This is a genomic window from Streptomyces sp. NPDC048560, assembly GCF_040650955.1.
Lineage (GTDB): Bacteria > Actinomycetota > Actinomycetes > Streptomycetales > Streptomycetaceae > Streptomyces.
This window is the reverse complement of the sequence record NZ_JBEZIJ010000001.1, coordinates 456,795-478,968: the sequence shown is the minus strand read 5'-3', so window position 1 is coordinate 478,968 and position 22,174 is coordinate 456,795. Positions and strand designations below refer to the sequence as shown.

Sequence of the window (22,174 nt, the reverse complement as noted above, 5' to 3'; positions counted from 1 at the left end):
TGCGCTGATGCCCGACGTCACGGCACGGCACGGACCGGACGGGGGTCCGGAGCGTTCCGACGGGCACCTGCTGACCGCGCTCGTCGCCCGCCTCCGCGAAGGCGGGCTCGACCCGGACGCCGAGCAGCTCTGCGACGCCCTCTGGCTGGCCCGCTGGACCCGGGTCCCCGGGGCGTTACCGGACGGCGCCGAGGGAGATCCGGTTCCGCCCGTCCCGCCGCCGGGCGAGGCGGCGGCCGAAGGACCCGCCGTGCCCACCGCGGGCCTCGCCGGTGCGCAGACCGTACCGCCGCAGGGCGAGGCGCCGGGGCGGCCGGAACCCACCGGGCCCGACCGTCGCATCGGGCTCTACCCCGTGCCCGACGGGCCGCCCGCCGGCGGCCGGAACCGCCCCGGCGGCGCCGCCCGGACGGTTGGCGGGGGCGGCGCGTCCGCCCTCCCGCTCGGCGTCCCGGCGGCTCCCGCGCTGCCCGGCCTGCTCGAACTCCAGCGCGCCCTGCGACCGTTGCAGCGCTACCGGCCGGCCGCACCGCCCCTGCGCACGACGCTCGACGAGGTGGCGACCGCGGAGCTCAGCGCTCGCGCCGGGGGGCTGATCATTCCGGTGTTCCGTGGAGTGGCACGAGCGGACGCCCTCCTCCAGTTCGTCATGGACGCCTCGTCCTCCATGCGGGTCTGGGAGCGGATGTTCACCGAGTTCCAGCAGATCTTCAGCCAGTTGGGCGCCTTCAGGGACGTCCAGGTGCGCTATCTGCACCAGGGCCCCGACGGGGCACCCGCCGTGAGCCGCAGCCCCGACCCGGGCGCCGCGCCCCTGCACTCCGCCGAGCGGCTCAGCGACCCCACGGGCCGCCGCGTCACCGTCCTGGTCAGCGACTGCGCCGGTCCGGTCTGGCACAGCGGGCAGGCCCACCGGCTGCTGCACCAGCTGGTCCGGCAGGCCCCCACCGCCGTCCTGCAACCGCTGCCGCAGCGCATGTGGAACCGCACCGGACTCCCCGTCACCTACGGCACCCTGTCCCGGGGCGAGGGCAGCGCCGGCGGGCTGATCAAGGTCGCAGGGGACGCCGGAGCACACCCCTCGGCGCACGACGGCGCCCTGGCCGTCCCGGTGCTGCCGCCGGTGGCCGGCGCCCTCGCCGCCTGGGCGGGACTGCTCGCCGGAACCGGAGGGGGACGCATCTCCGGAGCCGTCGGATGGGTCCGCGCGGACCAGCCCGCGGCACCACCGGCGCGCACCGGGAGCCGCCCCTCCTCGCTCCGGCTGGTCAGCCGCTTCCGCTCCGCGGCGTCCCCGGCCGCCGGACAGCTGGCCGTCTACCTCGCCGCCGCGCCGCTCTACCTGCCGGTGATGCAACTGGTGCAGCGGACCATGCTGCCCGACTCCGGCCCCTCCGAGCTGGCCGAGGTGCTCCTCAGCGGACTCCTGACGCGCGGCGGGAACGACGGCGCGCAGGGCGGGCAGTGGTACGAGTTCACGCCCGGCGTCCAGGAGGCGCTGCTCGGACCGCTCGGCCGGGACGAGGCCCTGCTCGTACTCAAACACTGCTCGGAGTACATCGAGCAGCGGTTCGGCAAGGCCGGACCGAACTTCCCGGCGCTGGCCCTCGCCCAGCTGGACGAGGCGCGGCCAGCCTCCGCCTCCAGCATGGGACGTCCGGCCGACGGCGAGCAGTCCATCGGCGGCGGTGTCGCCGGTGACACGGACCTGGACGGAGACGGCGACAGCGGCGGTTCCAGGGCCCCGCACCCCTTCGCGGAGGTCGCCGCCCGCGTCCTGGAGCGCTTCATGCCGCTGCCCGAGCAGTTCGCGTACTACGGCGAGCGGCGCGGGCGCCACGACCCCGACCCGGCCACCGCCACGGCGGTGGTCCGGGCCCGCGCACTGCTGCGGCAGTTCGAGTCGGACAGCATGGTGCAGTACCTGATCGACGCCGTGCAGCTGCTGCGCGGCGCCACCCGCCGCGACCAGGTGGCGGTCTCCGACCCCGAGCTGTGGGCGGAGTACGCGCGGGCCCTGCTGCGGCTCTGGGAGGTGCAGGGCGGCGACGACCTGCTGCGGGAGTCCGAGGAAGCCGCCGAGCGCGCCGCCGCCCAGCCCGGGGCCGTACGCGAGCGGGCCGTCCTGGCCAAGGTGCTGCACGCCGCCGCCGACGAACGGCGGCGGCGCGGCGACCGGCGCGGCGCCCTCGACCTGCTGCGCCGCGCCGACCGCGAGTACACGGTGGCCTGCGCGGCACCCGGACTGGACCCGGCGGAGGCCCTGCGGCTCACACTGGAACGGGTGCGGGCGCTGGAGGCGCAGTGGCGGCTCGGCGGCGACACCGCCCTGCTCCAGGCGGCCGTGGGGATGCTGGAGGCGTTCGCCGATGTCTGGCCCGACCAGGAGAACCGCCCGACCGGTCTGGTGCTGAGCCACGGGCGCGTCCTGCTGCGGCTGACCGGCGCGACGAACGACATCGAGCAGTCCAGGGTGTACGCCCGCCAGGCCGCCCGCTCCCTGCGCAAGGCCTTCGCCCCCAGCGGCGCCCAGCACACGACCGGTACCCAGCTGCGGGTCCTGCTCGACCTCGTGGACGCCCTGCTGAGCTGCGGGGACGCACCCGACGAGGCGGCCACCCTGGTCGAACAGGCGCTGGAGACCGTGCGCGAGCAGCGGATGCGCGCCCAGCTCCAGACCCGCGCGGGCCGCGTCCACGTCGCACGGTACGAGCGGAGCGGTGACCCGGCGGAACTGGTCACGGCCGCCGACTGGTTCACCCGGGCGGCACGCGGTGTTCCCCGTGACTCCCAGGACCACGCCGACCTGCTCGCCGAATGGGGGAACGCCCTGCTGCGCCGGGCCGAACTCCCCGACGGACGCCCGTACATCGGCTCGGCCGTGCGGGTGCTGCGCGACTGCCGCACGGAGACGGCGGCGGGCAGCCCGCGCCAGGCGGGCCGGCTGCTGGCCCTCGGGCGGGCCGTGATGCTGCGCCACCGAGCCACGGAGGACCGGGTGGACCTCCGGGAGGCGGAGCACCTCTTCGGGCTGGCGGCGCAGGAGGCCCGTGAACCGCTGATGGCGGCGCGGTGCTGGCTGGAGCTGGGCCGGTCCCATCTCGACGCCTCGCGCGTACTGCAGCGTCCGGCGCGGCTCGACGAGGCGGCTGAGGCGTTCCGTGACGCGGCCGAGTCCGCCAGGACCGCGGAAGCGGAGCTGGACGGTCCGCAAGAGCGCGCACAGGCGGTGGAACTGGGTGCTACAGCCAACCACTGGCGGGGTATGACCTATGAGGAGGCGGGACGTCCCAGAGCCGCGCGTGACGCGTACAGGGCCGCCCGACAGGAGTGGCGCAAACTGCCGGACGGCGGTGGCGCGGCGGGCGGGTCGACCGAGGGGCGGCTGCTCGCACTGGGGCAATGAAGCTTCCGGGCCGAGTGCGCCGGCAGCGGAGTGCGAGCGAACACGTGCGCCAGCAGCCGGGCGCGCCGACGGCCGAGGACGAGAGCGACCGAGGACGAGAGCGACCGGGTACGAGAACAGCCGGCATGACACCGACGGGGAGACACCATGGACCAGTTGATACGTGAGAACGCCGCGCCGGACGTGACGTCGCACGCGGAGACGGACGGCGCTCCGGACGCGCTGCCGGACCTGCTCGGGCTCGACCTGGCGACCCTGCGGACACTCGAACACCCCGTGCTCTCCGCTGTCCTCGCGGATCTGCGGGGCCGGTCCGAGCAGCCGCGGGAGACGCTGTGGGGCTTCAACAGCGCCTTCTGAACGGGGAGCGAGCAGCCGTTCCGGGGCACGACCCGGTCGGTTTCGGCCGGAGAGTCCCAGGGAACAGGCCGTGCTCGCGCACCCGGGTTTGCGCTCATATCAGGCCAGGGATACTCGCTTCGGGCCGGTGGCGGGGGCCGTACGAAGGGCCGTACGCGGACCCGGACAGCATGGGGGTGCCGGAGTGTCCCGGAAGGCGACCTCTCGTACGACGCCGCGCACCGGCTCCGTGAGTCCGGTCCCCTTCGGACAGTTCATCGTCAAGGTGCACGGGCGCTGCAACCTGGCCTGCCGGTACTGCTACCTCTACGAGGGGCCCGACCACACCTGGCGCGACCGGCCCGCCGCCGCCTCACCCGCCGTCCTGGAGCGGACCGCCGCCCGCATCGGCGAGCACGCGGCCACCCACGGCCTCCGGGAGGCCGCCCTCGTGCTGCACGGCGGCGAGCCCCTGCTCGCGGGCGCGGACCGGCTCGCCGGATTCGCCGGGCTGGTACGCGCACGGGTCCCCGGCACCTGCACCGTCCGTGTCACCGTGCAGACCAACGCCACCCTGCTCACCGACGCCCGTGTCGCGACCCTCGCACGGCACGGCATACGCGTCGGCATCAGCCTCGACGGCGGTCTGGCCGCGCACAACACCCAGCGTGTCGACCACGCGGGCCGCCCCTCCTGGCCCGCCGCCTCACGCGGGGCCCGGCTCCTCGCCGAGCGGTATCCGCAGGCGTACGCGGGCATCCTCACCGTGGTCGACCCGCGCACCGACCCGGTCGGGATGTACGAGTCGCTCCTCGCGCTGCGGCCTCCGGCCCTGGACCTGCTCCTGCCGCACGGAAACTGGACCGCACCGCCGCCCGGCCTGCCCGCAGGCGCCGAACCCCTGGCCTCGCCCGCCGGTTCCGGCCGGCCCACCCCGTACGGCGACTGGCTGTGCGCCGTCTTCGACCGCTGGTGGCCCGCCGGGCACCGCGAGACCAGGATCCGCCTCTTCGAGGAGTGCCTCGCCCTGCTGCTGGGGCTGCCCGCCGCCACCGAGTCCCTCGGGCTCGACCCGCTCAACGCCGTCGTGGTGGAGACGGACGGAGCCATCGAGCAGGTCGACTCCCTCAAGTCCGCCTACGACACGGCCGCCGCGACCGGGCTCGACGTCTTCCGGCACACCTTCGACGAGGCGCTGCGCCATCCCGGCGTCGCGGCCCGCCAGGCGGGCGCCGCCGCGCTCGGGCCCGTCTGCCGCGGCTGCCCGCTGCTCACGGTCTGCGGCGGCGGTCACTACGCCCACCGCTACCGCGCGGGCCACGGCTTCACCCATCCTTCCGTCTACTGCGCAGACCTCGACCGGCTGATCCGCCACATCGCCGGACGGCTGGCCGACGCGACCGCGGGGGACCCGCCATGAATGGCGGGCTGCCGGAGGGCGCCCTGCGCGCCATCGGCCGCACGGAAGGCGACGCGGTCACCCTCGGGCTGCTGGTGCGCGACCAGGACACCCGCCGCTTCGTCCTCCTGCGCGCCCTGCTCGACGCGGTGGCCCAGGCACCGGACGCGGTCTGCCCGCCGGAGCTGCGTCACCGGGCCGCCGCCGACTGGGCCCTCCTGGAAGCGGCCGACCGTGCCGACCGCGCCGCCGCCCGCTCCGTACTGCTCTATCCGCTCGTCGGCCCGTGGGCGCAGCGCTGTCTGCACGGTCTCACCGGAGCCGCGCCGGGCCCTGAACTCCTCGCCGACCTGGCCCACTTCGGTGCGATCGCGGTGGCCGCCGCGATACGGGCTGGGCTGGCCTTCAGCACGCGGCTCACCGTGGGGGGCACGGTGCTCACGCTCCCCACCGTCGGGGCGCTGGACGTCCGGCCGGGAGAGGTGCGCGTCAGCGTGCGGAAGGGCGAGGTGACGGTGCGTCAGTCCGGCGCGGAGGAAGTGGTGGTGCTGTTCGGAGCCGGGACCGCACGGTCCCTGGACCCGCGCTGGCGGGCCACCCGCTCGCTGGCGCCGTTGCTGCCCGGCGCCGCCCCCGTCCTCATGGACGACCTCGACCCGTACCGGACGGCCGCCGACAGCCCCGAACCCCACGGGCTGAGCGCCGCCGTCCGCGTCGGAGCGCCGGAGGGCGCGAGCTGGGTGGAGTCCTGGGCGGACGTGGCGGCCGGGCTGCGGGCCGGCGGCGACCAGCGTCTGACCGAGGCCGCCGTCCTGCTGCGCTGCCTGGTGCCCCTCGCCCCGCCACCCGGCTCCGGACCGGCGGGCGCCGGCGCGGCGCACTGCAGCGGGACCCGTCGTGAGGCGTTCGGCGCCGTTCTCAGCAGCCGGCCTGGCACGGTCGCGCTCTTCGCCTCCACTCTCGTGCACGAGCTGCAGCACACGAAGATCGCCGCACTCGGCGCGATGACGCCGCTGCACCACGAGGGCCCCGACGCACGGTACTTCGCGCCCTGGCGACCGGACCCGCGTCCCTTCGACGGGCTCCTCCAGGGTGCCGTCTCCCACGCGGCACTCGCCGACTTCTGGCAGCGGTGCGCGCTCGGCGCGGAGCGAGCCGAGCAGCGGGACCAGGCATGGTCGGAGCACGCCCGCAGGCGCGAACAGGTGGGCGCCGTACTGCCCGTCCTGGCCGGTTCCGGGGCCCTGACACCCGAGGGACGGGTGATCGTCAACGAGTTGATCACGCTCTACCACCGTCTGGCGGAATCTCGGGCCCCAACGGGGCATCAGGCGCGGGCGCGGGCGTACGTCCGGACGGCCCGGGTGATATGGCAGCAGAGGAACGACTCGAATCGTCGGTGAACAGCGCTTCCGTACTGCGGGAACATGCTGACCTGTCCGGTCGTCGGTGTATGTTGATTAGGCTTATAACGATGCAGGGAGACGGTTGAATGCCCGTAGCGCGTAAGCAAGTTGGAGCAACGGGGACGCAATCCGTCACCATTAGTTTCGCCGGCTTCAACCGGGCCTGGGCGGTCTGGATCGGCGACCGTCTCGAACGGCGTGGTGTACGGGTCGTCCATCAGCGCTGGGACCCCCAGGCGGGGGCCACGCTGGAGGACGAACTCCGCAATGTGATGCTCGCCCCCGGCCGCATCCTGATCATCCTCAGCGACTGGTACTTCCAGCTCGGGCCACGCAGCCACGACGAGTGGAACCGCGCGCTGCGCACGGTGGTCGCCCCGGACTCCGAGCGCTTCGCCGCCGTCTCCGTCACCACCTCCGCGCTGCCCGGCGCCACTTCGGTCTTCGGAGCCGCCGAACTGACCAACGTCGGCGAGGTGGAGGCGGAGCGGCGCATGCTCGCCCACCTCGGCCTGCCCACCGATCCGCTGCCCCACACGGACAGCGGGCGGCCCGGGGCGCGCTTCCCGGCCGACACCCCCGAGGTGTGGGGCGGTGTGCCCCGTCGCAACACCCGGTTCACCGGCCGTGAGGCCCTGCTCAGCGAGGCGTACCACGCGCTCCAGGGCGCGGGTCCCGGGGCGGGCGTCGTCACGCTGCACGGCATGTCGGGCGTGGGCAAGACACAGCTGGCCGCGGAGTACGTCTACCGCTTCGGCTCCGACTACGACGTGGTCTGGTGGGTGCCCGCCGACCGCCGCGCCCTCTACCGCCAGCGCCTCGCCGAACTCGCTCCGGAACTGGGCCTGGTCACCGGCGCCGAGTACGGGGAGCGGCTGCGCGCCGTCCGCGACTCGCTGCGGCGCGGCCAGCCGCACTCCCACTGGCTCCTCGTCCTGGACGGCGCCGACGAACCCGACCAGATCTGGGACCTCGTACCGACCGGCCCCGGACATGTGCTGATCACCTCCCGCAACCCGGAATGGCGCGAGCACAACAGCCACCTGGTGGAGGTGCCGGTCTACGCCCGCGACGAGTCGGTCTCCTTCATCCGCCGCCGTGCCCCCCGGCTGACGCACACCGAGGCCGACCAGCTGGCGAACGCGCTGGAGGACCTCCCGCTGCTCCTGGACCAGACGGCCGGCTGGCTCAACGACTCCGACATGTCGGTCGCGGAGTACATCGAACTCCTCGAAGGCGGAATCGACCAGGACGTGGTCAAGGTGTCGGCGGACTTCCCGCTGGCCTTCCAGACCGCCTGGTCGATACTGCTGAACAAGCTCAGGGAGACGGTTCCCGAGTCCGTGGACCTGCTGCGGCTGTGCAGCTTCTTCGCCCCCGGGTCCATCCCCGTGCGGCTCCTGAAGGAGATGCCGCCGGGCGACCTGCCCGAGCAGCTCTCCGGCCTGATGAACGATCCGCTCCTGTGGAACCGCGCGATCGGGCAGCTCCGGCAGTACTCCGTCGTCCGGCTGGAGTCCCACGAGTCGTCCGTGGAGGAGGCCGCCTCCTCCGGCGAGTCGATCTACCTGCACCGCATGGTCCACAAGATCGTCGGGACCGACATGCCGGCCCGGGACCGCGAGGAGTTCATCGACGTCGTCCGCAAGGCCCTCGCCGCCGCCGACCCCGGCCGCCCCATCGACGCCCTGTACTGGCCGGCGTACGCGGAGATCGCCCCGCACCTCAAGTGGGCCGAGGTCCTGCTGAGCAGGGATCCCGCCGTGCAGAGCCTGGTCCTCAACTGCCTGCGCTACATGTACTTCTCAGGCGAGTACCGGGCGGGCATCAAGCTCGGCGAACGCGCCATGACCGCCTGGCGGGAACTGCTCGGCGAGACGCACCCACGGGTGTGGGACCTCAGCTACAACTACGCCAACCTTCTGAGGGCCGTCGGCGACTACGCGGAGACGGAGGCCATGGAACGGGCCGTCGTCGACCATCTGCGCACCGAACGCGGCGCGGAGGACCTGGAGCACCTGCGCGCCGCCAACGGTCTCGCAGCGGACCTGCGGGGGCTCGGCCGCTACGACGAGGCGCTGGAGCTCTCCAGGTGGCTCCTCGGCTCCTACCGCGACCTGCTCGGCGACCAGGACGCCCGCACCATCAACGCCCAGAACAACCTGGCCGTGTCGCTGCGCCTGCTCGGCCGGTACGAGGAGTCCCTGGAGCTCAACCGGCGCACGCTGGAGTCCCGCCGCCAGCTGCTCAAGGCGCGGCACGGCTGGACGCTCTTCTCCGAGATCAACTACGCCACCGACCTGCGGCTCCTCGGCCGCTACAACGAGGCGGAGTCGCTCCAGGCACAGAGCGCCCGGGTGCACCGGATCGCCCTGGGCGAGGACAACCCGCAGACCCTGCTCGCCGAGTTCAACCTGGCGCTCTGCCGCTACCGCTCCGGCGAACGCGGCAAGGCGGCCACGGCGTTCACCCGGGTCCTCGAACGGGGCGAGCGGGTCCTGGGCGAACAGGGCCCGCTGACCCTGATGTTCGCGGCAGGCCAGAGCTGCTTCGCCCGCGAGCACGCCGACATCGACCAGGCCAGGACCATAAGCGATTACGTGGTGAACGGGTATCTGATGATGCTCGGCGAGAACCATCCGTACGTCGCGGGAACCCGCTCCAACCACGCCCTGATCCTGCGCAACGTCGGCGAGCGGGACCAGGCCCACCAGCTCATGGAGCAGGCCCTCACCGACATGACGAGGTCCGTCGGAGAGAACCACCCCTGGACGCTGGGCTGCGCGATCAACGCCTCGGCGCTGCGCAATCTGGTGGGCGACCCGGAATCGGCCGCTGCCCTCACCGAGCTGACGGTCACCCGGGCGACCGAGGTGCTCGGCAGGACCCACCCGCTGACCCTGTCCGCCAGGGTCGCGCACGCGGCCGACCTGCGCGGGCTGCGGGACCGCCAGCGGGCGGAGAAGGTCGAGAACGAGGCACTGGGAGACCTGGGTTCGACCCTGGGAGCCCAGCACGTGCACACCGTGTCGGCCCGCTCGCGGAACCGGCCGTTCTGGGACTTCGAGCCCCAGATGATCTGACCGTCGCGTGCACCCGGACAGACCGGAGGCCCGGTTCCGTGAGGCGACTCACGGAACCGGGCCTCCGGTTCGTACTGCGGCTGATCAGGCCTCGAACACCTCGGCGAGCAGCTGAGCCTGCTCGGCCTGGTGGCGCTTGGCCGAGCCGACCGCGGGCGAGGAGCCGCGCGGCCGCGAGATGCGGCGCAGACGCTCACCGTGCGGGACGTCGGCGCCGACGGCCAGGTCCAGGTGGTCGATCAGGTTGAGCGCGATGAACGGCCACGCACCCTGGTTGGCCGGCTCCTCCTGGGCCCAGAGGTACTTCTCGGCGTTCGGGTACTTGGCGATCTCTGCCTGGATCTCCGCACCCGGCAGCGGGTACAGACGCTCCAGACGGATGATCGCCGTGTCCGTGACACCACGCTTCTCGCGCTCGGCGTCCAGGTCGTAGTAGACCTTGCCGGTGCAGAAGACGACCTTGCGGACGTTCTCCGGGGTGACCGTCTCGTCGCCGATCACCGGGCGGAAGCCGCCCGTGGTGAACTCCTCCACCTTCGACGCCGCCGCCTTGAGGCGGAGCATCGACTTCGGGGTGAAGACGATCAGCGGCTTGTGGTGCGGGTTGTGCACCTGCCACCGCAGGAGGTGGAAGTAGTTCGACGGCAGCGTGGGCATGGCCACCGTCATGTTGTCCTGGGCGCACATCTGGAGGAAGCGCTCCGGGCGGGCGGACGAGTGGTCCGGGCCCTGGCCCTCGTAGCCGTGCGGCAGCAGCAGCGTGACGCCGGAGGTCTGGCCCCACTTCTGCTCGGCCGAGGAGATGAACTCGTCCACGACGGTCTGCGCGCCGTTGACGAAGTCACCGAACTGGGCTTCCCAGATGACCAGCGACTCCGGGCGGGCCAGCGAGTAGCCGTACTCGAAGCCCATCGCCGCGTACTCGCTGAGCAGCGAGTCGTAGACGTTGTAACGGGCCTGGTCCTCGGTGAGGTAGAGCAGCGGGGTGTAGTCCTCGCCGGTCTTCTGGTCAACGAGTACCGCGTGGCGCTGGCCGAACGTGCCGCGGCGGGTGTCCTGGCCGGCGAGCCGGACCGGGGTGCCCTCCATCAGCAGCGAGCCGATGGCCAGGGTCTCGCCCATGCCCCAGTCGATCGTGCCGTTGTCCACGGACGCGGCACGACGCTGCATCTGCGGCATCAGGCGCGGGTGGACGGTGATCTCGTCGGGGATGTTCACCTGCGACTCGGCGATCGCCTTGACGACCTCCGTGGAGACCGCCGTGTTCACGGCCACCGGGAACTCGGCCTGGACGTCCGGGACGTGCGGCTGGGACGGCGCCGAGGTGGCCTCGCGGACCTCCGCGAAGACCTTCTCCAGCTGGCCCTGGAAGTCCTGGAGCGCCTGCTCGGCCTCCTCCAGCGTGATGTCGCCGCGACCGATGAGGGACTCGGTGTAGAGCTTGCGCACCGAGCGCTTCTTGTCGATCAGGGTGTACATCTGCGGGTTGGTGAACTCCGGGTTGTCGCCCTCGTTGTGACCGCGGCGGCGGTAGCAGATGAGGTCGATGACGACGTCCTTGTTGAACGTCTGCCGGTACTCGAAGGCGAGCCGCGCGACGCGGACCACGGCCTCCGGGTCGTCGCCGTTGACGTGGATGATCGGCGCCTCGATCATGCGCGCCACGTCGGTGGCGTACATCGAGGAGCGCGAGGACTCCGGGGCGGCGGTGAAGCCGACCTGGTTGTTGATCACCACGTGCACGGTGCCGCCGGTGCGGTAGCCGCGCAGCTGCGACATGTTGAGCGTCTCGGCGACGACGCCCTGGCCCGCGAAGGCCGCGTCGCCGTGGAGGGCGACGGGCAGGACCGTGAAGTCCGTGCCGCCCTTGTTGATGATGTCCTGCTTGGCGCGTGCGATGCCTTCGAGGACCGGGTCGACGGCCTCCAGGTGCGAGGGGTTGGCGGCCAGCGAGACCTTGATCTGCTCACCGTCCAGACCCGTGAAGGTGCCCTCGGCGCCCAGGTGGTACTTGACGTCGCCGGAGCCGTGCATCGACCGCGGGTCGAGGTTGCCCTCGAACTCCCGGAAGATCTGCGCGTACGACTTGCCGACGATGTTCGCCAGGACGTTCAGCCGGCCGCGGTGGGCCATGCCGATGACGACCTCGTCGAGGCGGGCCTCGGCGGCGGAGTCGATGACCGCGTCGAGCAGCGGGATGACGGACTCGCCGCCCTCGAGCGAGAACCGCTTCTGGCCGACGTACTTGGTCTGCAGGAACGTCTCGAACGCCTCGGCGGCGTTGAGGCGGCGCAGGATGCGCAGCTGCTCCTCGCGCTCCGGTGCGGGGCGCGGACGCTCCACCCGGTCCTGGAGCCACTTGCGCTCCTTGGGCTCCTGGATGTGCATGAACTCGATGCCGGTGGTGCGGCAGTACGACTCGCGCAGGACACCGAGGATGTCACGGAGCTTCATCATCGTCTTGCCGGCGAAACCGCCGACCGCGAAGTCCCGCTCCAGGTCCCACAGGGTGAGGCCGTGCTCGGTGATGTCGAGGTCGGGGTGCTTGCGCTGGCGGTACTCCAGCGGGTCGGTGTCGGCCATGACGTGGCCGCGGACCCGGTAGGAGTGGATCAGCTCGAAGACCCGTGCGGCCTTGGTGACGTCGTCGTCGTGCGAGGCGTCGATGTCCCGGAGCCAGCGGACCGGCTCGTAGGGGATGCGCAGCGCCTTGAAGATCTCGTCGTAGAAGTCGTTCTCGCCGAGCAGGAGCTGGCTCAGGACGCGCAGGAACTCGCCCGAGGCGGCGCCCTGGATGACCCGGTGGTCGTACGTCGAGGTCAGCGTCATGACCTTCGAGATGCCCAGCTTGTTCAGGGTGTCCTGCGACGTGCCCTGGAACTCGGCCGGGTAGTCCATCGCGCCGACGCCCATGATGAGGCCCTGTCCGGGCATCAGGCGCGGCACCGAGTGAACGGTGCCGATGCCGCCGGGGTTGGTCAGCGAGGCGGTGACTCCGGAGAAGTCGTCCATGCCGAGCTTGCCGACGCGGGCACGGCGGACGATGTCCTCGTACGCCTGCCAGAACTCGAAGAAGTTGAGCGTCTCGGCCTTCTTGATGGCCGCGACGACGAGCTGGCGGTCACCGTTCGGCTTGACCAGGTCGATGGCCAGACCGAGGTTCACGTGCTCCGGCTTGACCAGGGTCGGCTTGCCGTCCTTGACCGCGAAGGAGTAGTTCATCGACGGCATGGCCTTGAGGGCCTGCACCATCGCGTACCCGATGAGGTGGGTGAAGGAGATCTTCCCGCCCCGGGCGCGCTTCAGATGGTTGTTGATGACGATGCGGTTGTCGAAGAGCAGCTTCACCGGGACGGCGCGGACGGACGTGGCCGTCGGCAGCTCCAGCGAGGCGTTCATGTTCTTCGCGACGGCGGCCGAGGGGCCGCGCAGCGTCACGTACTCCGGTCCCGCCGTGGCCTCGGCCGCCGGAGCGGCCTTCGCCGGGGCGGCAGCCGCCTTCGCCGGTGCTGCCGGAGCAGCGGGCGCGGCAGGCGCGGGCGCGGCAGGTGCGGCGGCCGCGGGTGCGGCTGCCGCGGGCTGTGCCGGGGCGACGGGCGCAGCGGCCGGAGCCGGGGCCTGCGCGGGCGCGGCCGGAGCAGCGGTGGTGGTCTGGGTCGGCGCGGGCCCGGCCGGGGCCGGCGTCACCGCAGCCCCCGCGGCTGCGGCGTCGGGCTTTTCCGCCGTGCCGGACGTGCCCGGCTTGTAGTCGGCGAAGAAGTCCCACCAGGCGCGATCGACCGAATTGGGGTCCTGGAGGTACTGCTGGTAGATCTCGTCGACGAGCCACTCATTGGGGCCGAATGCGGCGGCAGGGTTCTTCCCCTGCTCCGATTGGTCGGTCGAGATGCTCGAGTTACTGGGGGACTGAGACGACACGGCGGCAACCGCCCTCTTCCGCTTCACAAGGTGATGGACAGCGGAAATCAAGGCTACGCCTCCCCGGCCGTTACGTGCAGACCGGGCCTGTCTTCGTCGCGTACATCACATCGGAAGCCGGGTTTCGGCGCAGGAAATGGCGGGAAACAAGCGGGGTTCCGCCGCACTTCGGGTACGCGACAGCGCGGTGACGGCCACTCGACCGCAACCACACAGGGAACTGCACGCAGAACGTGCCCTTCCGGTTCGAACTCTATGTCAACCTCGCGGCCGGATCGCTCCCGGAAGAGTGACCTGGATGCGGCAGCCGCGTACGGATTCGGCCACGCGGATGCGGCCACCGTGCATTTCCACCGCCCAGCGCGCGATCGCCAGGCCCAGTCCCGTACCCCCGTCGCTGCCGGGGCCGTGCGGGGACGGGACCTGACCGCGGTTGAACCGCTCGAAGACCCGGTGGCGTTCGGCCTCCGGGATACCGGGGCCCTCGTCGACGACTTCCAGCTCCAGCGACTCCGGGTGCTCCCCGCGCCGTGCCAGTACGGTGACCCGGCCGTGCGGCGGGCTGTGCTTGACCGCGTTGTCGATGAGATTGGCCACCACCTGGTGCAGCCGCTCGGCGTCGGCGTGCGCCGTCAGTTCGGGCGGCGACACGTCGAGATGCAGATGGACGTCGAGGCGGGAGTGGTTGCCGGAGCCGGAGGAGAGCCCGCGCCGTGAGGCCGCGAGGTTGGCCTCCTTCAGGATGCCCGAGAGATACGGCCAGACCTCGAAGCGGCGGGCCTTGAGCGCCACCACCCCGTTGTCGAGGCGGGAGAGGTCCAGCAGGGTCTCCACCAGCCTGCCCAGCCGCTCGGTCTGCTGGAGGGCCGTGCGCATCGTCTCCGGATCGGCGGCCGACACCCCGTCGACGACGTTCTCCAGCACGGCTCTCAGCGCCGCGATGGGTGTGCGCAGTTCGTGCGAGACGTTGGCCACCAGCTCCTTGCGGTGCCGGTCCTCGGCCTCCAGGTCGTCCGCCATGCGGTTGATCGTCTGCGCCAGGTCGCCCAGTTCGTCACGGCGGCCGGCCCCGCTCACCCGCGTCGTGTAGTCGCCGTGCGAGATGGACCGGGCCACGGCTCTCATCTCGTCCAGCGGCGCGGTGAGACCGTGCGCCACGAACTGGGTGATCAGCAGGGTCGCGATGACCGAGAACACCGTGATGAACCGGAACTCGGTCCTGGTCCGCAGTGCCACGATCAGCAGGCCGGTGGTGATGAACACCGAGATCACGACGAGCGTGCCCAGTTTGGCCTTGATGGAGAAAGGTCTCAGCCGGCGGCCGGGCCCGTTCATGGCGCGGGGGTCTCCAGCGCGTAGCCGACGCCGTGGACGGTACGGATGCGCTCGGCGCCGATCTTCCGGCGCAGGGCCTTGATGTGGCTGTCGACGGTGCGGGTGCCGGAGGCGTCCGCCCAGTCCCAGACCTCGGCGAGCAACTGCTCACGGGAGAGCACCGCGCGGGGGGTGTTCGCCAGGCACACCAGCAGGTCGAACTCGGTCGGCGTGAGGTGGACGTCGTCCGCCCGCACCCGGACCCGGCGCTGCGCGTGGTCGATCTCCAGCTCACCGAGGCGCAGGATGCCGCTGCGCGGCGTCACGGCGGCGAGGGCCGCACGCTCCACCCTGCGCAGCAGCACGTGCACCCGGGCCGCCAGCTCGCGCATGGAGAAGGGCTTGGTCATGTAGTCGTCGGCGCCGACGCCGAGCCCGACCAGCATGTCGGTCTCGTCGTCGCGTGCCGTCAGCATCAGCACCGGCACCGGGCGCTGGGCCTGCACACGGCGGCAGACCTCCAGGCCGTCGAAGCCGGGGAGCATGATGTCGAGCACCATGAGGTCGGGCTGCCAGGCCTCGGCCGCGTCGACGGCCGCAGGGCCGTCGAGCGCGGTCTGCACCAGGAAGCCCTCGGCCCGGAGTCTCGCGGCAATGGCGTCCACGATCGTGGAGTCGTCCTCGACCACCAGGACCCGGCGCTGAGCACCCGGGGTGGCCGCGACGCCGCTGTGGGTGGTGTGTGTCTGTTCCATCGCCCCGCCCCTGCCCGTTCTCGCGGGAGCCATTCCCCCGGAGGCACGGTCTTCGCTTGTGAATGTCTTGGGAGATCCCATGTGCCGGTCAGAAGCGTAAAGGCAGCTGACGCTCCACGGCTACGCAGGGTGTTGCACCGCGTGAGGACTTCGTGAGGAGTTTGCGACCCTGCGGGGGTGGATCGTCGGCCTTGTGCGGCTTGCCCGTGGCTTACGGGCGATGTGCGTACCGGGTGGGGGCTCAGCCGGCCCGCAGTGCGAGATGGACGACGTCCGGCACACCTCGGGCAACGGCTACTTCTTCAGTGCGTACCGCGTTGAATCCGGCATTCCGCATCGCTCGCTCGAACGCGGCGGAGGGCTGGGCGGACCAGACGGCGAGGACTCCGCCCGGTGTGAGGCGCTCCTTGCAGGCCGCGAGACCGGCGGCGGAATAGAGGCTTCCGTTGTCTTCGGTGACGGTCCAGTCCGGGCCGTTGTCGATGTCCAGACACAGCGCGTCGTAACGCTCCGTGGTCGTCCGGAGGTGGGCGACGAGGTCCGTGTGCACGATCTCCGTCCGCGCGTCGGCCAGCGCGGGTCCTGAGATCCGGTCCAGCGGCCCCTGCCGGTGCCAGTCCACGATCGCCTGCTCCCGCTCGACGACGACGATCCGCCCCCAGCGCTCCTCTTCCGCGGCCCGGACGAGCGAGAAGCCGACACCGAGACCGCCGATGAGTACGGCGGGGGCGCGGCGCTCCGCCGGCAGTGCCGCGAGCGCCGCGTCGATCAGCAGCCGTTCGGACCGCCCGTCGGAGGTGTCCATGAGGAAGCACCCGTTGGCGATGATCTCGAAGTCGTCCCCGCGCTCGCGCAGGACGACCTCGCCGAACGGCCCTTCGCGGCGGTCGAGCGTGACGGGGGCGGTGCTGGCGGACATGAGGTGGCTCTCCGGTCTCCGGCGGTGACGGGGTGGTGACGGTCGGTTCGACGAACCATCCTGGCGCGCCCGGCGGTCCGGTGCCAGCGATTTGAGGAGAGCCGCGGGCAGGGGCACGGGAGCGCGGACACGCTCAGCCGGACTCCGGCCGCGCGCCGCGCACCACGAGGAGCGCCGCCCCCGCCACGTACACCGCCAGAGCCACGGCCCACGCGGCGGGCTGCGGTTCCGGCCCCATCGGCCCCCGAAGGGCGCAGCAGCCTCACACTCCCTCTATCGACGGCCGGGCCGCGTCCGGTTCACCGGGTGAGGGATTCGGCGGGACCGCGGAGGCAGGCCGCGAAAGTGACGTCGGCGGCGCGCGAGGTGACCTCGGCCTCGTTGCTGATGGCCCAGGCGGCGACCCGTGACGCCGTGGCCGCCGGGATCTCCTCGCTGATTCCCGGGGCGGCCGGAATGTTGTGGGTCGCGTGGGCGTCGTACGGGAGGACAACTCGATAACCGCGCGCCAGGGCCCCACGGGCCGTGGCCTGGACGCACATCTCGGACATCAGCCCGCAGACGACCAGTCCCCGCACTCCGTGGCCGGCCAGCAGGTCCCCCAGGGAGGTCCCTTCGAAGCCGTCGTCCCGCGTCTTGCGGACCACCGGCTCGTCCGCGCCGGTCCCGGCCGGGAAGTGGAGCTCCCAGCCGGGGGTGTGGGGCTCGTCGCCCGCTCCGGCGGGCCCGTCGTTCTGTATGTGGACGACGAGCGCTCCGCTCGTACGGGCCCGTGCGAGCAGGTCCGCCGTCCGGTCCAGGAGCAGGGCCGCTCCGGGCACCGCGCCCGCCCCGGTGACGGAGGCGGACTGCACGTCCACCACGAGAAGGGCCTGCGGGGGAAAGCCGTTGAGTGTCATGGCGCCATCATCGCGATACGGCCCCGGACGAGTGATCGCTGAGAGCGAACAGCCTCCGGGGAACATTCGGCGGCTCAGGACCATTGAGTCCACATAGCTCAACTTGACTGCCGAAGGGGAGATCATGGCTACGGAGTCCAAGGCGTTCACACCGATCGATCTGCCCGTGCTGCCGCTCGACGACGAGGTGGTGCTGCCCGGGATGGTGGTGCCGCTGGATCTGTCGGACACGGAGGTACGGGCCGCCGTGGAGGCCGCGCAGGCCGCCGCGCGTGCCGGTGGCGGCAAGCCCGAGGTGCTGCTCGTCCCGCGTATCGACGGGACCTACACGGGGACCGGCGTCCTCGGCACCGTCGAGCAGGTCGGCCGCCTCTCGGACGGGGACCCGGGTGCGCTCATCCGGGCCCGTGACCGGGTGCGGATCGGCGCCGGGACCAGTGGGCCCGGCGGAGCGCTCTGGGTGGAGGGGACCAAGGTCGACGTGCTCGTCCCCGACCCCCTGCCCGGCTCCGCCCTGGAACTGGTCACGGAGTACAAGGCGCTCGCCACCAGCTGGCTCAAGAAGCGCGGCGCCTGGCAGGTCGTGGACCGGGTGCAGCAGATCGACGACATCTCCGCTCTCGCCGACAACTCCGGATACTCGCCCTTCCTGACCACCGCCCAGAAGGTGCAGCTCCTGGAGACCGCCGACGCGGTCGCCCGGCTGAAGCTCGCCATCCAGTGGCTGGGCGAACACCTCGCCGAGCAGGACGTCGCGGAGTCCATCGCCAAGGACGTCCAGGAAGGCGTCGACAAGCAGCAGCGCGAGTTCCTGCTGCGGCGCCAGCTCGACGCCGTGCGCAAGGAGCTCTCGGAGCTCAACGGGGACCCGGAGGACGAGTCCGACGACTACCGGGCCCGCGTCGAGGCCGCCGACCTTCCCCAGCACGTGCGTGAGGCCGCGCTCAAGGAGGTCGACAAGCTGGAGCGGTCCTCCGACCAGAGCCCCGAGGGCTCCTGGATCAGGACCTGGCTCGACACCGTCCTGGAACTGCCGTGGAACGAACGCACCGAGGACGCGTACGACATCCCCGGTGCCCAGCGCGTCCTCGACGCCGAGCACGCGGGCCTGCAGGACGTGAAGGAGCGGATCACCGAGTACCTGGCGGTGCGCAAGCGCCGTGCCGACCGGGGGCTCGGCGTCGTGGGCGGCCGGCGCGGCGGCGCGGTACTGGCGCTGGTGGGCCCGCCCGGGGTCGGGAAGACCTCGCTCGGCGAATCCGTCGCGCACGCCATGGGCCGCAAGTTCGTCCGGGTCGCGCTCGGCGGTGTCCGGGACGAGGCGGAGATCAGGGGCCACCGGCGTACGTACGTGGGCGCCCTGCCCGGACGCATCGTCCGTGCCGTCAAGGAGGCCGGTTCGATGAACCCGGTCGTCCTGCTCGACGAGATCGACAAGGTGGGCTCGGACTTCCGGGGCGACCCGGCCGCCGCGCTCCTGGAAGTCCTCGACCCGGCGCAGAACCACACGTTCCGTGACCACTACCTGGAGGTCGAACTCGACCTGAGCGACGTCGTCTTCCTGGCGACCGCCAACGTGCTCGACGCCATCCCGGAGGCCCTGCTCGACCGCATGGAGCTGGTCAGGCTGGACGGCTACACCGAGGACGAGAAGGTCGTCATCGCCCGCGACCACCTGCTGCCGCGCCAGCTGGAGCGGGCCGGCCTGGAGAAGGAAGAGGTCACGCTCGACGAGTCCGCGCTGCGCAGGCTGGCCGGCGAGTACACCCGCGAGGCAGGCGTCCGTAACCTGGAGCGGGCCGTCGCCAGGCTGCTCCGCAAGATCGCGGCCCAGCACGAACTGGGCGACCGCGAGCTGCCGTTCACCGTCACCGACGAGGATCTGCGGGGCCTGATCGGGCGCCCGCACCACGTGCCCGAGTCCGCACAGGACCCGGCCGAGCGCCGCACCGCGGTGCCGGGCGTGGCCACCGGGCTCGCCGTGACCGGCGCGGGCGGTGACGTGCTGTTCGTCGAGGCCTCGCTGGCCGACCCGGAGACCGGGGCGTCCGGACTGACCCTGACCGGCCAGCTCGGCGACGTCATGAAGGAGTCCGCGCAGATCGCGCTGAGCTTCCTGCGGTCGCACGGCGCCGAACTGGAACTGCCGGTCGCGGACCTCAAGGACCGGGGGGTGCACATCCACTTCCCGGCGGGCGCCGTGCCGAAGGACGGTCCGAGTGCCGGCATCACCATGACGACGGCGCTGGCCTCACTGCTGTCGGGCCGGCTGGTCCGCACGGATGTGGCGATGACCGGAGAGGTGTCGCTGACCGGACGGGTGCTGCCGATCGGCGGCCTGAAGCAGAAGCTGCTGGCCGCGCACCGCGCCGGGATCACCACCGTGGTGATCCCCAAGCGGAACGAGGCCGACCTGGACGACGTACCCGCCGAGGTCCTCGACGGTCTGGAGGTCCACCCGGTGACGGACGTCCGCCAGGTGCTGGAGATCGCCCTCGCCCCGGCCTCGGCCGGGCTCCGCGAGCAGAGGGTCCCGGCCGCGGCGTGAGTGTCACGCAGTGACGGGCGCGGCATGACGTGCACGGCCGGTACGGACGGCCCGTTCTCCCCGTGAGGGAGGGCGGGCCGTTCCGCTCGTACGGGTCCGTCCGGGACGACCGGACGGGAAGGCCCGGAGCTACGGGCGGTAGACGGTGCCCGGCACCGGTTCCGCCGGGGCCATCAGCTGGGGGACCGTCACGAAGGTGTAGCCGCGCCGCTTCAGCGTGTCGATGATGCCCGGCACCGCGGGCACGGTGCCCTTGTATATGTCGTGCAGCAGGATGACGCCGTCCTTGCCCGCCTGGTCGAGGATCCGCTTCCTGATCAGCGCGGAGTCGTTCGTGGAGTAGTCCTTCGCGGTCGCGCTCCACAGGACCTGCGAGAGTCCCAGCTCCTCGCAGATGCCGGAGACCGTGTCGTCGGTGCGGCCCTGCGGCGGGCGCATCAGCCGCGGCTTCCTTCCGGTGATCGCCGCGATGGCGTCCTGCGTCTTCTCCAGCTCGGCCCGTATCTCGGCCGGCCCGCGGTCGGTCAGGATCTCGTGGGACCAGGTGTGGTTGGCCACCTCGTGCCCCTCGGCCTCGATCCGCCGCACGGTGTCCGGGTACCTGGTCACGTGCTTACTGCCCAGCAGGAAGAAGGTGGCGGGCACCTTCTTCTCCTTGAGGGTGTCCAGGAGCCGCGGGGTGTCCTCGCCAGGACCCGCGTCGAAGGTCAGCGCTATGCACTTCGCCTTGCGGCAGTCCACCTGTCCGAACGATCCCTTGGCGTCGGACGCGGCGTCCCGGCGCGCGGAACCGGGCGCCGTGGTCTCCATCGAGCAGCCGCTGAGCGCGAATGTGAGCGCGGTCACCAGTGCGGCAGCCAACCCGGCGCCGGCCGACGTCATCTTTCTGGGCACAGCAGGTCACTCCTCAGGGCCGACCGCACACGGGCCGTGCGGCACGCCGAGGACTATACATAGTGCGTATACACACGGTGTATAGAGGTCTGTGGCGCGACGAAGGCCCCGGCGACGGGGTGCTCGTCGCCGGGGCCGCAGGGTGGAGGCGGTGGCCGGATCAGCCGTACGCGAGCGCCTGTACGCGGTCGAGGGCGCCGTTGAAGCGGTTGTGGTCGCCGACCGTCGGGCCGGACGAGGTGTACTGCCACATCGTGTAGTAGCCCCAGCCGGCCGGGAGTTCACCGACGGTGGTGTTGTAGCGGGCCACCCGGAGCGGGTTGGTGGCGCCGAAACCGGCGTTGTTCCCCGTGCGGGTCTGCCACCCGCTGGTCGCGGTGTAGATCACCGCGTCGCGTCCGGTGCGCGCCTTGCAGGTGTTCACGAAGTCGCGGATCCAGGCGACCGTCCCGGCCTGGGTCTTGCCGAAGCACTGAGCCCCGTACGGATTCCACTCGATGTCCAGCACGCCCGGCAGCGTCCTGCCGTCCCTCGACCAGCCGCCCCCGTTGTCCACGGAGTAGTTGGCCTGTACCGCCTGTCATGGTGTGGCCATGCCGGTCGTAGCAGTCACGAAGCTACGCACGTGGACCCGCGCGGAATAAGAGGGCCTGGGAGCTGCCGTTGGTCTACTCCTGCGAAATACTGGCCCAGCTGCGGCGATGACCGGCAGCGAGGGAAACTTTCATCGGCGGGAAAGCGTACGAGGGGTGCTGACGTGCACGGGAGTGACCGCGGGAGTGAACCCGGCGCAGTCGGCGGGAGCGGCGTGGACCAGGAGTTCCTCTCCCTGGAGCGGGAGTTGGCCGTGTTTCTGCGCCGGGCGCGGGCCAGCTCCGGGGAGATGGCCCGCGAGGTGCACCCGGACCTGGAGTCCGCCGCGTACGGCCTGCTCGTACGGCTGGAGTCGGCGGGTCCCCAGCGGGCCACGGACCTCGCCGGCTACATCGGCGTGGGCAAGGCGACCATGAGCCGTCAGCTGCGCGCCCTGGAGGCGCTCGGTCTGGTGGCCCGCGAACCGGATCCGGCCGACGGCCGCGCCTGGCTCGTCCGCCTCACCGGCGAGGGGCTCGCCCGCTTCCGGAGCGTGCGCGACGCCCGCCGCGACCGCTACGTACGCAAGCTCGCCGACTGGGACCGGGCGGAGGTCGCGGAACTGGCCCGGCTGCTGCACCAGTTGAACGCCCGCGCAGAGGACTGAACCCGTACGGTCCCCGGCCGCTCCGTGCGGCGGGGCCGCCGGCCGGTTCGCTCC

The 22,174-nt window shown here is 71.9% G+C and carries 13 protein-coding genes and 1 pseudogene; 7 read left to right on the top strand and 7 right to left on the bottom strand.

Annotated features, from left to right (window positions below; all coding sequences use genetic code 11):
- Positions 1-7 precede the first annotated feature (7 nt).
- From AB0C82_RS02010 to fxsT, 5 genes are all read left to right on the top strand, one after another.
- Positions 8-3,406, top strand: a complete 3,399-nt coding sequence (locus AB0C82_RS02010) for an SAV_2336 N-terminal domain-related protein (protein WP_362835325.1) — start codon at positions 8-10, stop codon at positions 3,404-3,406.
- A 147-nt stretch (positions 3,407-3,553) separates the two neighbouring features.
- Complete coding sequence (gene fxsA / locus AB0C82_RS02005; RefSeq protein WP_362835323.1) at positions 3,554-3,766, top strand: FxSxx-COOH cyclophane-containing RiPP peptide; 213 nt, start codon at positions 3,554-3,556, stop codon at positions 3,764-3,766.
- A gap of 229 nt (positions 3,767-3,995) precedes the next feature.
- The gene (locus tag AB0C82_RS02000; RefSeq protein ID WP_362836975.1) at positions 3,996-5,165 is read left to right on the top strand and encodes an FxsB family cyclophane-forming radical SAM/SPASM peptide maturase; all 1,170 of its coding nucleotides are present in this window, start codon (positions 3,996-3,998) and stop codon (positions 5,163-5,165) included.
- Positions 5,162-6,547: an HEXXH motif-containing putative peptide modification protein gene (locus AB0C82_RS01995; RefSeq protein ID WP_362835321.1), complete on the top strand. Its 1,386-nt coding sequence runs from the start codon at positions 5,162-5,164 to the stop codon at positions 6,545-6,547. Before AB0C82_RS02000 ends, AB0C82_RS01995 begins: the two co-directional genes overlap by 4 nt.
- Positions 6,548-6,636: 89 nt before the next feature.
- On the top strand, positions 6,637-9,633 hold the full coding sequence (gene fxsT / locus AB0C82_RS01990) for an FxSxx-COOH system tetratricopeptide repeat protein (protein ID WP_362835319.1): 2,997 nt from the start codon (positions 6,637-6,639) through the stop codon (positions 9,631-9,633).
- 84 nt (positions 9,634-9,717) lie between these two features.
- Here the strand turns inward: fxsT and AB0C82_RS01985 are convergent, their stop codons facing one another.
- The 5 genes from AB0C82_RS01985 to AB0C82_RS01965 form a co-directional block, all read right to left on the bottom strand.
- Positions 9,718-13,551 carry a multifunctional oxoglutarate decarboxylase/oxoglutarate dehydrogenase thiamine pyrophosphate-binding subunit/dihydrolipoyllysine-residue succinyltransferase subunit gene (locus AB0C82_RS01985; RefSeq protein ID WP_362835317.1) on the bottom strand — a complete coding sequence of 1,278 codons (3,834 nt, stop codon included), beginning with the start codon at positions 13,549-13,551 and terminating at the stop codon, positions 9,718-9,720.
- A gap of 258 nt (positions 13,552-13,809) precedes the next feature.
- On the bottom strand, positions 13,810-14,886 hold the full coding sequence (locus AB0C82_RS01980) for an ATP-binding protein (protein WP_362835315.1): 1,077 nt from the start codon (positions 14,884-14,886) through the stop codon (positions 13,810-13,812).
- Positions 14,883-15,620 carry a response regulator transcription factor gene (locus AB0C82_RS01975; protein ID WP_362835313.1) on the bottom strand — a complete coding sequence of 246 codons (738 nt, stop codon included), beginning with the start codon at positions 15,618-15,620 and terminating at the stop codon, positions 14,883-14,885. Before AB0C82_RS01975 ends, AB0C82_RS01980 begins: the two co-directional genes overlap by 4 nt.
- Positions 15,621-15,861: 241 nt before the next feature.
- Positions 15,862-16,539: a spermidine synthase gene (locus AB0C82_RS01970; RefSeq protein WP_362835311.1), complete on the bottom strand. Its 678-nt coding sequence runs from the start codon at positions 16,537-16,539 to the stop codon at positions 15,862-15,864.
- 299 nt (positions 16,540-16,838) lie between these two features.
- Positions 16,839-17,438 (bottom strand): isochorismatase family protein, encoded by a 600-nt coding sequence (locus AB0C82_RS01965; RefSeq protein ID WP_362835309.1) that lies wholly within the window; start codon positions 17,436-17,438, stop codon positions 16,839-16,841.
- A gap of 124 nt (positions 17,439-17,562) precedes the next feature.
- Between AB0C82_RS01965 and lon the strand changes: the two genes are divergently transcribed.
- Positions 17,563-19,986 carry an endopeptidase La gene (lon, locus tag AB0C82_RS01960; RefSeq protein WP_362835307.1) on the top strand — a complete coding sequence of 808 codons (2,424 nt, stop codon included), beginning with the start codon at positions 17,563-17,565 and terminating at the stop codon, positions 19,984-19,986.
- Positions 19,987-20,115: 129 nt separating this feature from the next.
- Here the strand turns inward: lon and AB0C82_RS01955 are convergent, their stop codons facing one another.
- Both AB0C82_RS01955 and AB0C82_RS01950 read right to left on the bottom strand, forming a co-directional pair.
- A complete protein-coding gene (locus AB0C82_RS01955; protein ID WP_362835305.1) occupies positions 20,116-20,880 on the bottom strand; it encodes a polysaccharide deacetylase family protein in 765 nt (254 codons plus the stop codon).
- A 160-nt stretch (positions 20,881-21,040) separates the two neighbouring features.
- Positions 21,041-21,457: pseudogene (locus AB0C82_RS01950) on the bottom strand (GH25 family lysozyme); the annotation flags it as partial.
- A gap of 180 nt (positions 21,458-21,637) precedes the next feature.
- On the opposite strand from AB0C82_RS01950, the gene AB0C82_RS01945 reads away from it, so the two are divergent.
- Entirely contained in the window at positions 21,638-22,120 is a 483-nt protein-coding gene (locus AB0C82_RS01945) for a MarR family transcriptional regulator (protein ID WP_362835303.1), read from the top strand.
- Positions 22,121-22,174: the final 54 nt, after the last annotated feature.